This window comes from Rhodococcus sp. 21391 (genome assembly GCF_016772255.1).
Taxonomy (GTDB): Bacteria; Actinomycetota; Actinomycetes; order Mycobacteriales; family Mycobacteriaceae; genus Rhodococcus_F; species Rhodococcus_F opacus.
Window position 1 is genome coordinate 5,054,761 of record NZ_CP063781.1, and the last position, 13,693, is coordinate 5,068,453.

The window sequence follows — 13,693 nt, forward strand, 5'->3', positions numbered from 1 at the left end:
GGGCGACATTCAGATCGGGGGTGTCGCGCGGCCCTGCATGGCCTCCCACACCCGGGACGGGGTGAGCGGCATGTCGGCGTGCCGGACACCGAACGGGGCGAGCGCATCCACGACAGCGTTCACCACGGCCGCGGGCGATCCGACCGTCGCGGACTCGCCGATGCCCTTCGCGCCGATCGGGTGGTGCGGCGACGGGGTCACGGTGAAACCGGTCTCGAGCTTCGGAACCTCGAGCGCGGTGGGGATCAGGTAATCCATCAGTGATCCGCCGAGGCAGTTGCCGTCCTCGTCGAACTCGATGATCTCCATGAGCGCCATACCGATGCCGTCGACGATGCCGCCGTGGACCTGCCCCTCGATGATCATCGGGTTGATGCGGGTGCCGCAGTCGTCGACGGCCAGGAACCGCCGCACCTTCACCACGGCGGTGCCGGGATCGATGTCGACGACGCAGAAGTACGCGCCGTAGGGGTACGTCAGATTCTCGGGGTTGTAACAGATCTGCGCGTCGAGTCCGCCTTCGATGCCCTCCGGCAGGTCGCCGGCGCCGTGTGCCCGCATCGCGATGTCCTGGATGGTCACCTTGGCCGAGGGATCGCCCTTCACATGGAATTCGCCCTTCTCCCATTCCAGATCCGCGACCGAGGCCTCGAGCATGCCCGAGGCGATGATCTTCGCCTTGTCCCGCACCTTGCGGGCCACCAGCGCCGCGGCCGCCCCCGACACCGGTGTCGACCGGCTGCCGTACGTGCCGAGCCCGAACGGCGTGTTGTCGGTGTCGCCGTGCACGACGTCGATGTCGTCCGGTGGGATCCCCAGTTCCTCCGCCACGATCTGCGCGAACGTCGTCTCGTGACCCTGCCCCTGGGTCTGCACCGACAACCGCACGACGGCCTTGCCCGTCGGGTGGACGCGCAGTTCGCAGCCGTCGGCCATGCCCAGGCCCAGGATGTCCATGTCCTTCCGCGGTCCGGCACCGACGGCTTCGGTGAAGAACGACATGCCGATTCCCATCAGCTCGCCGCGTTCGCGGCGTTCCTTCTGCTCCTCGCGCAACTGCTGGTAGCCGATCATGTCCATGGCCTTGCGCATGGTGGTCTCGTAGTTGCCGGAGTCGTACACCCACCCGGTCTTGCTGGTGTACGGGAACTGTTCCGGCCTCAGCAGATTCTTCAGCCGCAGTTCCGCCGGATCCATCTTCAGATCGAACGCCAGGCAGTCGACGAGCCGCTCGACCAGATACACGGCCTCGGTGATGCGGAACGAGCAGGCGTACGCCACCCCGCCGGGCGCCTTGTTCGTGTACACCGCCGTCATCGCGCAGTGCGCGGCCTCGATGTCGTAGCTGCCGGTGAAGACGCCGAAGAAACCGGCCGGATACTTCACCGGGGCCGCCGTGCCGTTGAACGCACCGTGATCGGCCAATACCTTCGTGCGGATCGCGAGGATCTTGCCTTCGCTGGTCGCCGCGATCTCGCCGACCATGATGTAGTCGCGTGCGAAGCCCGTGCTCATCAGGTTCTCGCTGCGATCCTCCATCCACTTCACCGGTTTGCCCGTCACGAGCGACGCCACGATCGCACACACGTATCCCGGGTAGATCGGGACCTTGTTACCGAATCCGCCGCCGATGTCCGGAGACACCACCCGGATCTTGTGCTCCGGGATCCCAGAGACCAAGGCGTAGATCGTCCGGTGTGCGTGCGGGGCCTGCGACGTGGTGTACAGGGTGAGCTTGCCGGACACCCGGTCGACGTCGGCGATCGCACCGCACGTCTCCATCGGCGCCGGATGCACCCTGGGGTAGACGATCTCCTGCTTCACCACCACGTCCGCCCTCGCGAACACGGCCTCGGTCGCGGCGGCATCGCCTGTCTCCCAGTCGAAGCAGTGATTGTCCTTCTTCCCTTCGAGGTCGTCGCGGATCACCGGCGCATCGGGCGAGAGCGCGGCGCGCGCGTCGACGACGGGGTCGAGCATGTCGTATTCGACGTCGATCAGTTCCAGCGCGTCTCGGGCCGAATAGCGGTCCTCGGCGATGACGAACGCCACCTCCTGGCCCTGGAAACGCACCTTGTCGGTGGCCAGCACGGCCTGCACGTCGTTGGACAGCGTCGGCATCCAGGCGAGGTTCTTCGCGGCGAGGTCGGCGCCCGTCACCACTGCCGTCACCTTCGGGTGTTCCTGCGCCGCAGTGGTATCGATGCTCACGATCCGCGCGTGCGCGACCGGCGACCGCAGGATCGCCAGGTGCAGCATGCCGGGGAGGGTGATGTCGTCGACGTAATTTCCGAGCCCCCGGATGAAGCGGGGGTCCTCCTTGCGCAACATGCGACCGTGGCCGCAAGGCTTCTTGTCGTTGTCGACGATGTCGGCGCCGCCCGACGGCGGACGGGATTCGACGGTGGTCATGATGCACTTCCGGTGGGTGCGTGTTCCTCGACTGTCATCGGTGCGCCCTCGGCGCCCCGTGTCTTATCCTCCTGGACCTCCGCGTCGAAGTCGCCGGCCGGTTCCGGCTCGGCGGCCTCGCCCGCCCGATGGTCCGCCGCCCACTGGATCGAGCGCACGATCGTGGTGTACCCGGTGCAGCGGCAGATCTGCCCGGAGATCGCTTCCCGGATCGTGGCCTCGTCCGGGCTCCCCTCCCGGTCGAGCAGTGCCCGCGCCGTCATCATCATGCCGGGGGTGCAGAAACCGCACTGCAGTCCGTGGCACTGCATGAAGCCCTGCTGGACGGGATCGAGTTCGCCGTCGTGTTCGAGGCCCTCGACCGTGCGGACGTCGTGCCCGCTCGCCATCGCGGCGAGCATCGTGCACGACTTCACCGGATCGCCGTCCACGGTGACGACGCACGTGCCGCAGTTGCTGGTGTCGCAGCCCCAATGGGTCCCGGTCAGGCCCAGCTGGTCGCGGAGAAAATGGACCAGCAGCATGCGCGGTTCCACCTCGGCGCTCACTGCCTCGCCGTTGACGGTCATGTTCACCTGCATGGCTATGCCTCTTCTCCGGTCGGCTCGTGCTCCACGTCGCTGCGGAGCACCCGGTCGACCGCTGTACGGAGTGTGCGGATCGTGAGTTCGGATGCGAGATGGCGTTTGTAGTCGACGGTGCCGCGTGCGTCCGCGACGGGCTCGCAGGCCTGCGCGGCCATCCGCCCGGCCTGGGCGAACGCCTCCTCGGACGGGGGACGTCCGGTCAGGTAGTCGGCGACATCCGAGAGTCCGGACGGATCCGGGTGGACCGCGGTCAGGCCGACAGCGGCCCGGGCGATCTCGCCACCCTCCACCGTGACGGCCGCTCCGGCCGCGGTGACCGCCCAATCTCCGGTCCGCCGTTCGACCTTGGCGTACGCACTGGAGCTGTGACCGTGGACCGGTATCACGATCTCGATGAGCATCTCGTTGTGTGCGAGCGCCGTCTCGTACGGTCCGACGAGGAACTCGGACATCGGGATCTCGCGGCGCCCACCGGGCCCGCGCACCACGCAGGTGGCGTCGAGAACAGAGCAGACAGTGGTGAGATCCTCGGCCGGATCCGCCTGGCACAGAGATCCGCCGATGGTCCCGCGGTTGCGGACCACCGGGTCTGCGATCACCTTCTCCGCGTCACGGAAGAGTGGGAACGCCGCCGCGAGCTCGTCCGATTCGAGCAGCCGGCGGTGCCGCGTCATCGCACCGATCCGCAGCCTCGACCGCTCGGTCGTGATGTAGCCGAGTTCGCCCTCGAGGTCGTTGATGTCGATCAGGTACTCGGGATTGGCGAGGCGAAGTTTCATCATGGGGAGCAGGCTGTGGCCGCCTGCGACGAGGCGGGCTTCGTCGCCCAGCCGGTCGAGCAGGGCGATGGCGTCCTCGACGCCCGTGGCACGCTCGTATTCGAAGGATCCTGGTACTTGCATTGTGACCTACCTCACAAACGTGGATGCTCTCAGCCTCCGCAAGAACCGACGGTCCGTCAACCCCGGGTGAACCGCCCTAGTCGACGCAGAAATCGACGGGTTCCTCGTGGTGGATCCGACCGCTCGACTCCGCCAGCGGGCGCCCCGTGCCACCCCACCGGCGGGCGATGATCTCGGCGGCGATGGACACGGCCGTCTCCTCGGGTGTCCGGGCGCCGATGTCCAGGCCGATGGGGCTCGACAGCCGGTCGAGCTCGGTGTCGGTCAGACCGGCCTCGCGGAGGCGTTCGCGCCGGTCCAGGTCCGTTCTGCGTGATCCCATGGCACCGATGTAGGCGACGTCCGGGAGGCGCAGCGCCGTCTCGAGAAGGGGAACGTCGAACTTGGGGTCGTGGGTGAGCACACAGATCACGGTCCGGCCGTCGATCGCCTGGGCCTCGGCCTGGGCAGCGAGATACCGGTGCGGCCAATCCACCACCACCTCGTCGGCCGTCGGGAACCGCGCGTGCGTCGCAAACACCGGACGGGCGTCGCAGACCGTCACCCGGTATCCCATGAAGACGCCCTGCCGGGCCACCGCGGCAGCGAAGTCGATGGCCCCGAACACGAGCATGCGCGGCCTCGGCGCGTAACTGGCGACGAACACCTCCATGCCCTCGCCGCGACGCTGACCGTCGGTTCCGTACGTCAGGACCGTGCTGCCGCCCGCCGCCAGGAGGCCCCGGGCGTCGTCGGTGACCGCGGAATCGGCCCGGTCCGAGCCGAGCGAACCGCTCACGTGCTCGGGCCGGACGACCAGCCGGCGCCCCACCCGAGCCGCATCGGGGTGCGCCACGACGGTGGCCACCGCGACCGGCAGGTGGTTCTCGATGTCCCGGGCGATCTCACCGAGCTCCGGAAAATTGGCCCGCGACACGGGCTCGACGAAGATGTCGATGATTCCACCGCAGGTGAGACCCACCTCGAACGCGTTCTCGTCGCTGATCCCGTACCGCTGCAGCACCGGCGTGCCGGACGTCGTGACCTCGGACGCGAGTTCGTAGACCGCTCCCTCGACGCACCCGCCGGACACCGAACCGGACGCGCTGCCGTCGGGTGCCACGACCATCGACGCCCCCGGCGGTCGCGGCGCGGAGCGGAACGTGCGGACCACCGTCCCGACACCCGCCGTCCCACCCGCGGTCCACACCGCCATCAGGTCCGCCAGCACGTCGCGCATCAGCACCCTTCCCGCTCGAGTCCGACGTGTGATACACGCTCAGCTACAAGCCTATTCCGCCGAGGCGAGTTTGGCCCGGGAGACGGGAACCTCGACTTCGACCGGCGTCAGCGGGAACGGTGGCGTCCCCACCCCGGAGATCCGGTAGTGGCCCCACGGGTCGCGCTCGGCGAGCGCCGCGGGCACTTCCGGACCGTCCCCGATCGTGAGGAACAACGGGGCGCGGTTGCGCCGTTTCGCCGCGTCGACGCCGTCGCCGACGACGCGGCCGTACCAGTGGTAGAGGCCGTCCAGCGGTTCGATGTGACCGCTCAGGAAGACCTCGACGGCCACCGTCAGGTCGCCGGACGTGAGCACACCGGGCCCGCAGTACTGGGTGTCGTCCTCGCGCTCGGCGAGCGAACTCAGCTCGAAGTGCCGATCGTCGGGGTTGCGCATGCGCCGCCAGTAGGATGCGCTCGACCCGGGCCACGCCGCCCGATTGTGGCCGGTGGAATCGAGGTACCAGCTGTCGCAACCACCCGAATTCCACACCGAGCGCGCGAGTTTGCGGTGGACCACCCGGTTGAATTCGCGCTGCGCGCCCGCACGCACCTCGATCCGCGTCGCGTCGCGCCTCTTCATCAGCGCCAGGCATCGGGTGACGTAGTGCGCCTGGGCCTCGATGACGAAGACGATCGACTGATTGCCGCCACCGGAGTTCGGCCCCATCATGAGGAAGAAATTCGGGAACCCCGCGACCGCGACACCGAGGTACGCCTCCATGCCGTCGCGCCACGCCCGCTGGATCGTCAGCCCGCGCCGGCCCACGATGCGCTCGTTCTCGAACCGGTCGCCGACGGCGAAACCGGTGCCGTAGACGATGACGTCCGCCTCGTGCATCGTTCCGTCCTCGGTGCGGATCCCGCGCTCGGTGACCTCCGAGATGCCCGAGGTGACCAGATCGACGTTCCCGCGTTGCAGGGCCGGGTAGAAATTGCTGGACACCAGAATCCGCTTGCAGCCGATGGTGTAGTCGGGGGTCAGGGTGGCGCGCAGTTCGGGATCACGCACCTGCCTGCGCAGCAGACCCCGGGCTGCCGACTCCAGCACCGTCATCAGCCGCGGGTGCAGGAACCCGGCGATCAGCGATTCGTGACTCCAGTAGATCGCACCGCGGTAGGCCTTCTGGACTCCGGGAACGGCATTGAACACCGCCTTCTCCCCGGCCGTGATCGGGCGGTCCAACTTCGGCAGAATCCAGTGCGGAGTCCGCTGGAAGACGTCGACGTGCGCAGCCGTCTTCGCGACCTCGGGAACGAACTGCACGGCACTGGCTCCGGTGCCGACGACCGCCACCCGCTTACCGGTCAGGTCGACCGAGTGATCCCACTCGGCGGAATGGAATGCCGCACCCGAGAAAGACTTCCGCCCGGGAAGATCCGGGACGCTGGGTTTGTGCAGCGGTCCCGGACCGGCGACGACGATCCGCGGCCGATAGACGGAACCTGACCGGGTCTCCACCCGCCACCGGTCCGTTCTCTCGTCGAACTCGTAGGAGATCACCTCGGAGCCGAACCGGATGTGCGGTGCCAGATCGTAGTCGCGGACCACCCGTTCGATGTAGTCGAGAATCTCGGGTTGCCGCGCGTACATTCGCGTCCATTTCCGGTTGGGCGCGAAGGAGAACGAGTACATCAGCGACATCACGTCGCAACCGCACCCGGGATACGTGTTCTCCCGCCACGTCCCGCCCACCCGATCGGCTTTCTCGAGGACGACGAAGTTCTCCTCCCCCGCCTCCTTCAGCTTGATCGCCACACACAATCCGGCGAATCCGGTGCCGACGACGAGGACGTCCGGCTCGGCGACCCCGGGTGTCACAGGAATCCTCCGCGCCGCCACAGCGCGCGGGACGTCGCTCGCATCAGGCCGTTCTCCTCGAGGAACGCGGCCAGCGACTCGAACCCGCGGCGTTGATTCTCGCGAAAGTTCGGATTTGCCAGCGCCTGTCGACGCGCCTCCTTCGGATCCAGTCCGGTCCGCTCGTACATGGCCGGGTTGGTGAACAGCCGCTGGAACAGCGGGCCGCCGATCCCCTGCAGCGTTCCGACCCACAGCCGGTCGATCCGGTGGCCTTCTGCGACGCGGCGACGCACCCCCTCGCGCGCGAATCGGATGTGCCGGGACTCCTCGGTGACGTGGATCCGCATCAGCCGGGAAATCATCGGCTGCAATTGCGGGTCCTCGAGGACTCGCCGCTGCGTGGAGTCGAAGATCTCCTCACCGATCAGCGCGGCCACCCACAGCATGGTCCCGCGAAACGTCTTGGGCAGCAGGTTGACCACGACTGCCTGATGCCACCGGAGCTGGAAGGGCTTGGCGCCCATCTGCTCGATGGCGCGCCCGAACATCGTCATGTGCCTGCACTCGTCGCCCATCTCGGTGAGCATGTACCGGGTGTGCAGCGAGCTCGGGTCGTTGTGCAGCAGCGCGCGCAGGAGCGCCTGGTTGAGAATGTTCTCGAACCAGATTCCGACGCTGAGGATATTCGCCGATTCCTGCCGGGACAGCTCGATGCGCTGCGCCTCGCTCATCCGGTCCCACATCTCGGTTCCCCACAGGGACAGGACCTGCGGCGGCAGGAAGTACTTGCCGTCCTCGAGGGGCGCGTCCCAGTCGATGTCGACGACGGGAGCGTACGAACGCTTGACGGAGCCTGCGAGGAGCCGGCCGGCGACTTCTTCCCGGGCGATCGTGTGTGAACGCTGAGACATCGCTGTTCCCTTCATCGAGCGCGATTCCATCTCGTTGCCGTTTATAGGTAAAACGTAAACCCGGGTGTGACGTAGGTCAATGGTTATCTGTGACTCGAGTTCACATTTGCGGCTTCTGTTTGCACCCACCCCACCCGAACAGCACAATCAGGGCCGTGAGGACGCAGCCGACGACACCGACCCCCGGCGAACTCCGGGAACGGATCCTCGATGCGGCCGAGGAATGCCTGATCGAACTCGGCTACAGCACCCGGCTTCACGCGGTCATCGCCGAGCGGGCAGGACTGTCCCGGCCCACGCTCTACAAATACGTCGGCGATCAGTCCGCCATCCTCGACGCCCTCTTCCAGCGGGAGATCTCGCGATTCTTCGTCGTGCTCGACCCGGTGCTGCGAGGACGGCAGAGCCGACTCCAGGTGCGATTCGTCGACGCCGTCGTGTTCGCCGTCCAGTACGCACGCGAACACCGGTTGCTGCAGAAGGGCTTGCGCGACGACCCCGAGGTGGTACTTCCCTGGTTCACGGTCAAGGCGAAGCCGATGATCGAACTCGGGGCGCAACTGCTGACCCCCCATTTCGAGCGCCTGTTCTCTCCCGACCAACTGTCGGGCGTGAGTCCCATCGCCATCTCCGAGTGGGCGTTCCGCATCATCGGCTCGCTCATCATCACGGAGGGGATCGTGGACACGTCCGACGAGCGGGCTCTGCGCGAGTTCGTCCGGTCCCTGCTGTCGATCGCGTTCATGCCACAACCGGACGTTTATATTCCTTGACGCGTATATACGCGAAGGAGCATACTCATACCATGGCACCGGACGTGTTCACCGTGGTCGCCGAACCGCAGAGGCGCAGAATCCTCGAACAGCTGCGGGCCGGCCACGCCAGTGTCGGCGAACTCGTCGACCAGCTCGCACTGCCCCAGCCGACCGTGTCCAAACACCTGCGGGTGCTGCGACAGGCCGGATTCGTCACCTGCCGCACCGCGGCCCAGCAACGCATCTACAGCCTGCACCGCGAACCGTTCGACGAGTTCGACGCGTGGCTGCAGCCCTACCGCCGGCTGTGGACGCATCACCTCGATGCCCTGGAGCGGCACCTCGATTCGAAGGAGACCCCGTCATGACCGAGCCAGACGCACGACGCGACTACCGCCCCGGCCCACTGCGGCACGTCGAAGCACGACCCGACGGCACCCGATGGGCCCTCACCTTCGTTCGCGAGTTCACCCACTCGCCGTCGGCGCTGTGGACCGCGCTCACCGACCCCGGCGAACTTCCGCTGTGGGCGCCGTACACTGCGGACCGGAACCTCGGAACTGTCGGTCCCGCGACCCTGATCATGGTCGACGGGCAGAATCGCACCGAACTCGACGGCACCGTGACCCGGGCCGACTCACCTCACGTCCTCGAACACGCCTGGGGCGACGACGTCCTGCTCTGGACGATCGACAAAACCTACGCGGGCACGCGACTGACCCTGCGCCACACGGTCGACGACCAGCACACCGCGGCGATGACGGCCGCCGGGTGGCACATGTGCCTGGACGTCGCCGACGCCCTGCTCGACGGCAATCCGATCGGACCGATCGTCGGTGCCGAGGCGATGAACTACGGCTGGCGCGAACTCAACGAGCAGTACTCCGAACGCCTCGGCGTCGAACCGGTCGATCCGACGCTGCAGTGAATCCGTGACGCGCGCCAACCGCTCGCCGTACCGTTGACGCATGGGACTGCAATGGGAAGCCGTGGTGGTCAACGCTCTCGATCCGACAGCCCTGGGACGCTGGTGGGCCGAGGCCCTGGGCTGGGGCGCCGTGACCGACTCCGACGGCGACGTCCACATCCGGCCCCGGGCCGACAGCCACCCGGAAATCCTGTTCGTGGCCGTTCCGGATCGGAAACGAACTCCGAATCGGCTGCATCTCGACTTCCGGCCCGACGATCAACAGGCCGAGGTCGCGCGGCTTCTCGGGCTCGGCGCCCGGCATGCGGATGTCGGTCAGGGCGAGCAGAGTTGGGTGGTGCTAGCCGATCCCGAGGGCAACGAGTTCTGCGTCCTGTCCGGCCGGCGCTGACGCCGGTCAGGCCACCTTCGCCCGAAGTGTCCGCAGCGCCTCGTGCTGCACGACGAGGACCCGGCCCACCGGGAGGCCGAGGAGGCCCGCGGTGTCGTGCACGGACAGCCCGTCGATGACCCGCAGCAGAACGATCTCCCGGGCCGTGGCGTCGAGAGGGTGCAGCAGTCCGACCACTTCCGCCGGAACGTCGGGACTTCCGGCCGAGCCGCCGTGCACATCCGAAACGGTCCGGCTCACGACGCGATACACCTCGCGGACAGGATGGTCACTGCGAGCGAGAGCCGGAAGTCCGCGCGCGACCGCGAGCAGCGCTTCGTGCGCCACCTCGTCCGCCGGCCGCGTGACCTGCGTCGAATTCCCCACGCGGGTACGGCAATAGCGCACTACCTGCGGCCACAGCGTCGTCATCACTCGCTCGACCGCCTCGCGATCCCCCGCCGCGAAGGCCGTCGCTTCCGAATGTAATTCCTCGTCAAGCACACTCATGTTGCCCTCGATCCCCCGACCTCGTCGCCTCCGGTCATCCGTCACGGCGCTTCCGTACTCATCCTCCGGCACACACGGGGTCAACACATCCGGGAGATTCCCCATTTCCCGGTGCGTGAAACCACCTACATGTCCGGCTTCCTCCGCAAGTTCTTGGTCTGGCCGCGTTGCTTCTTGGCGTCGAGTCTTCGTCGGTGCGAACCCTTGGTCGCCTTGGTCGGACGCCGGGTACGGGTTTCGGCGAGGACCGCCGCGCGCAACAACGCTGCCATCCGGGCCCGCGCCGCGCGCCGATTGCGCAGCTGCGAACGGGTTTCGGACGCCGTCACGGTGACCACCCCGTCAATGAGCCTGTGCCCCAGAGCAACCTGCATGCGTTCGAGCTGGGACGGCGACAGCGTCGACAACGTCCATAGGTTCACCCGCAACTCCACCCGCGAGTCCGTGGTGTTGACTCCCTGACCGCCGGGACCGCCGGCGCGGGAAAACCGCCACTGCAACTCGGCGGCCGGAACGACGAGCGACCGCGTGATCTCGAGGTCGTCGGTGACCTCGCCACCGGGAAACACCGGAGGAACGTCGCTCACACTCCCAGCGCCCGGGCCAGCACCGGCCAGGAATCGTGCAGGTCGTCCTGCCAGTATCCCCACGAATGTGTACCCGAGTTACGGAAACTCGCGGTTGCAGGTATTCCCATTTCCCCCAGGCGATCCGTGAATCGATGGGTGCAGTAGTTGGTCACCGCTTCGATGGGACCGCCCGCGTAGATCTGACGCGCGAGCGTAGCGACGTTCCCGTCGATCCCGGGGCCGTCCAGGGTCTCGTGGCGCCCCGGCAGACCGTTGCCGTTGGAGAGGAACAGTTCCGTTCCGCGCAGTTCGGCGGCGTGAACGTAGGGATCGTTCGCCGCCCACGCCGGATCGTCCGCCTCGCCGTACATGTTGGCCGGGTTGCCGTAGCCGTAGTTGTCCATGGTGATCTTGATGAAGAGCTGACCGAGCGGATCACTGGTCAGAGCGCAACCGCTGTAGGCGGCCACGCCACGGAACAGGCCGGGGGCGGCGATCGCCAACTGCAGCGCGGCAGTACCCACCCGTGACATGCCGGCGAGCGCGTTGACTCCGTTGGTTCCGAGGGCCGCATCGACGACCGGCGGAAGTTCCTGAGTCATAAAGGTCTTCCACTTGTTCACCCCCATCACCGGGTCGGGGCTCTTCCAGTCCGTCCAATACGCGTTCTCGCCGCCGGAAGGGCTGACGACGTTCACGTTCTGGCCGGCCAGGAACTCTTCGACATCGGTCTTCTCCCGACGGACCTGACCGTCGAGGAAGTACAGCGTCGGCCTCGGCACGCTCGTGTCGGCGGGGCGCTGCACGTACACCGGAACGACCCGTTGCATCGACGCCGAGAAGACGTGCAACGTCAGGTGTCTCGGATCGATCACGGTGACGTGATCGAGCGTCGACCCGTTCGGCGCCACCGCGGAACCGAGCGCCTGACCGGTGTCGACGATCGGATCGGCGGCCGCCGCGACGGTGCCGCCGAGGCAGAGAGAGACCACGGTCACGGCCGTCACGGCCGCTGTTCGCAATTTCCCCCGAAAGACTTGTCGTGTCACGACCGAGTACCGCCCTCCACCCACACGAATTCCGGTCCCGGGCATGCTAACAGTTCCCGCGATACCGAGTAACGGAAGAGCCCTCCCGCGCGATGAACATTCGACCCCCCACGTTCATTGAAGGACCGGCATGACGTTTCCCCCGCCCTCATCATCTGCCACTCGTAAGAAGTGGCCCTGGATCACCGGCGGGATCGTCGTAGTCGTGGCCGCGGTCTCGTTCCTCAGCCCCGGACGGGACGACCAATCGGCCCAGGCCACAGCGGTATCCGCGTCCGTGACGCCCACGGTCGCCGATTCGACGACCGTGCGTGTCGCGTCGAGTACGTCGACACCGGTGCCGGTTTCGTCTGCGCTCGCCCTCTCACCCGTCGCACCCGCCACACTCGGCGGCGCCGACGCGACCGCCGCGTTGCAGCAACTCGCCGAACTCGAGATCAAGGGGCGCGCACCGAAGACCGGCTACGACCGGGATCTCTTCGGCCAGGCGTGGACCGACGACGTCACGGTCGACGGCGGTCACAACGGGTGCGACACGCGGAACGACATCCTCGGGCGCGACCTCGAACAGATCGTGTTCAAGCCGGGCACCCGCGACTGCGCGGTACAGACCGGAACGCTGCTCGACCCGTACACGGGCAACACCATCTCCTTCGTCCGCGGTGAGGGCACGTCGAATGCCGTACAGATCGATCACGTCGTCGCGCTGTCCGACGCCTGGCAGAAGGGGGCGCAGCAGCTCGACACCGTGACCCGTGTGAATTTCGCCAACGATCCGCGGAACCTGAAAGCCGTCGACGGCCCCACCAACCAGCAGAAGTCGGACGGAGACGCCGCAACCTGGCTGCCCCCGAACAAGAGCTACCGGTGCACCTACGTGGCCGATCAGGTGGAGGTGAAGGCCGCGTACGGGCTGTGGGTGACCCAGGCCGAGCACGATGCGATCGCCCGGGTTCTCCAGGACTGCGGGGCGGCGACGCCTGCCGTCGCGCCCGCCCCGAGCACCGCCACGGTCCCGGAAGCGGTCCCAGCACCAGCACCCGCACCCGTTCCCGCTCCGGCACCCGCGACCGCACCGGTCCCGTTCGTCGACACGGCACCGCCGAGCGACGTCTACTACAAGAACTGTTCGGCGGCCAAGGCGGCCGGTGCCGCGCCGATCCACCTCGGCGAGCCGGGCTACGGCACCCACCTCGATCGCGACGGCGACGGCGTCGGCTGTGAGAGCTGATCCGGGCCTGCCGCGACACACGCCGCCGCCACCAGTTAACCTGAACTGCCTGCAGGGACGTCGGGTACCTGTAGCGCTTTCGTACATGTCAGAAAGATGAGATCGGCATGACCACTGCACCCGACGCACTCGGGCACCCCCCACAGACCGACGAACCGGCAGTCGCCCGCACGTATACGAAGCCGGCGTTGTCGGCGCGCGAAATCGAGGTTCTCCGCCACTGGTTGCGCGGCGACTCCAAGCTCGCCGTCGCCGCCGACCTCCACATCGCGCTCGGAACTGTCAACACGCACCTGACCCGCATCCGCGAGAAGTACGCGCTGGTCGGACGTGACGCGTCCACCAAGACGACGCTGCTGGTGCGGGCCCTCCAGGACGGGATCATCACGATCGCCGAACTCTGAC

Annotated in this window: 15 protein-coding genes; 6 read left to right on the plus strand and 9 right to left on the minus strand. The window is 67.3% G+C overall.

Going from position 1 to position 13,693, the window contains the following annotated elements; genetic code table 11:
• Positions 1-9 precede the first annotated feature (9 nt).
• From GO592_RS23485 to GO592_RS23510, 6 genes are all read right to left on the minus strand, one after another.
• Complete coding sequence (locus GO592_RS23485) at positions 10-2,412, minus strand: aerobic carbon-monoxide dehydrogenase large subunit (protein WP_007299163.1); 2,403 nt, start codon at positions 2,410-2,412, stop codon at positions 10-12.
• The gene (locus tag GO592_RS23490) at positions 2,409-2,993 is read right to left on the minus strand and encodes a (2Fe-2S)-binding protein (RefSeq protein WP_007299164.1); all 585 of its coding nucleotides are present in this window, start codon (positions 2,991-2,993) and stop codon (positions 2,409-2,411) included. Before GO592_RS23490 ends, GO592_RS23485 begins: the two co-directional genes overlap by 4 nt.
• Before the next feature lie 2 nt (positions 2,994-2,995).
• Positions 2,996-3,901 (minus strand): FAD binding domain-containing protein, encoded by a 906-nt coding sequence (locus GO592_RS23495; protein WP_005258493.1) that lies wholly within the window; start codon positions 3,899-3,901, stop codon positions 2,996-2,998.
• 76 nt (positions 3,902-3,977) lie between these two features.
• Positions 3,978-5,120 carry an XdhC family protein gene (locus GO592_RS23500; protein ID WP_039952200.1) on the minus strand — a complete coding sequence of 381 codons (1,143 nt, stop codon included), beginning with the start codon at positions 5,118-5,120 and terminating at the stop codon, positions 3,978-3,980.
• Positions 5,121-5,171: 51 nt separating this feature from the next.
• A complete protein-coding gene (locus tag GO592_RS23505; RefSeq protein WP_007299166.1) occupies positions 5,172-6,983 on the minus strand; it encodes a DUF4873 domain-containing protein in 1,812 nt (603 codons plus the stop codon).
• Positions 6,980-7,906 (minus strand): AurF N-oxygenase family protein, encoded by a 927-nt coding sequence (locus GO592_RS23510; protein ID WP_082324974.1) that lies wholly within the window; start codon positions 7,904-7,906, stop codon positions 6,980-6,982. Before GO592_RS23510 ends, GO592_RS23505 begins: the two co-directional genes overlap by 4 nt.
• Before the next feature lie 125 nt (positions 7,907-8,031).
• Here GO592_RS23510 and GO592_RS23515 point away from each other — a divergent pair, with 125 nt between their 5' ends.
• The 4 genes from GO592_RS23515 to GO592_RS23530 are packed head-to-tail and all read left to right on the plus strand — an operon-like array spanning position 8,032 to position 9,950.
• Positions 8,032-8,649, plus strand: coding sequence for a TetR/AcrR family transcriptional regulator (locus GO592_RS23515; protein ID WP_007299168.1), 618 nt, complete (start codon positions 8,032-8,034; stop codon positions 8,647-8,649).
• 32 nt (positions 8,650-8,681) lie between these two features.
• Positions 8,682-8,999, plus strand: coding sequence for an ArsR/SmtB family transcription factor (locus GO592_RS23520; RefSeq protein WP_005258499.1), 318 nt, complete (start codon positions 8,682-8,684; stop codon positions 8,997-8,999).
• Positions 8,996-9,559: an SRPBCC family protein gene (locus tag GO592_RS23525; RefSeq protein WP_007299169.1), complete on the plus strand. Its 564-nt coding sequence runs from the start codon at positions 8,996-8,998 to the stop codon at positions 9,557-9,559. The genes GO592_RS23520 and GO592_RS23525 overlap by 4 nt, the downstream gene beginning before the upstream one ends.
• Positions 9,560-9,599: 40 nt before the next feature.
• Positions 9,600-9,950, plus strand: a complete 351-nt coding sequence (locus tag GO592_RS23530; RefSeq protein WP_005574977.1) for a VOC family protein — start codon at positions 9,600-9,602, stop codon at positions 9,948-9,950.
• Positions 9,951-9,956: 6 nt separating this feature from the next.
• Here GO592_RS23530 and GO592_RS23535 read toward each other — a convergent pair whose 3' ends face one another.
• The 3 genes from GO592_RS23535 to GO592_RS23545 form a co-directional block, all read right to left on the minus strand.
• Positions 9,957-10,439 carry a sigma factor-like helix-turn-helix DNA-binding protein gene (locus GO592_RS23535; RefSeq protein WP_007299170.1) on the minus strand — a complete coding sequence of 161 codons (483 nt, stop codon included), beginning with the start codon at positions 10,437-10,439 and terminating at the stop codon, positions 9,957-9,959.
• A 125-nt stretch (positions 10,440-10,564) separates the two neighbouring features.
• A complete protein-coding gene (gene arfB, locus GO592_RS23540) occupies positions 10,565-11,026 on the minus strand; it encodes an alternative ribosome rescue aminoacyl-tRNA hydrolase ArfB (protein ID WP_005258505.1) in 462 nt (153 codons plus the stop codon).
• Entirely contained in the window at positions 11,023-12,015 is a 993-nt protein-coding gene (locus tag GO592_RS23545) for an alpha/beta hydrolase (protein ID WP_007299172.1), read from the minus strand. The genes arfB and GO592_RS23545 overlap by 4 nt, the downstream gene beginning before the upstream one ends.
• A 172-nt stretch (positions 12,016-12,187) precedes the next feature.
• On the opposite strand from GO592_RS23545, the gene GO592_RS23550 reads away from it, so the two are divergent.
• Together GO592_RS23550 and GO592_RS23555 are read left to right on the plus strand one after the other, a co-directional pair.
• Positions 12,188-13,288: a GmrSD restriction endonuclease domain-containing protein gene (locus GO592_RS23550; protein WP_039952176.1), complete on the plus strand. Its 1,101-nt coding sequence runs from the start codon at positions 12,188-12,190 to the stop codon at positions 13,286-13,288.
• A gap of 107 nt (positions 13,289-13,395) precedes the next feature.
• Positions 13,396-13,692: a response regulator transcription factor gene (locus GO592_RS23555; protein WP_007299174.1), complete on the plus strand. Its 297-nt coding sequence runs from the start codon at positions 13,396-13,398 to the stop codon at positions 13,690-13,692.
• The last annotated feature ends 1 nt before the right edge of the window (position 13,693 follow it).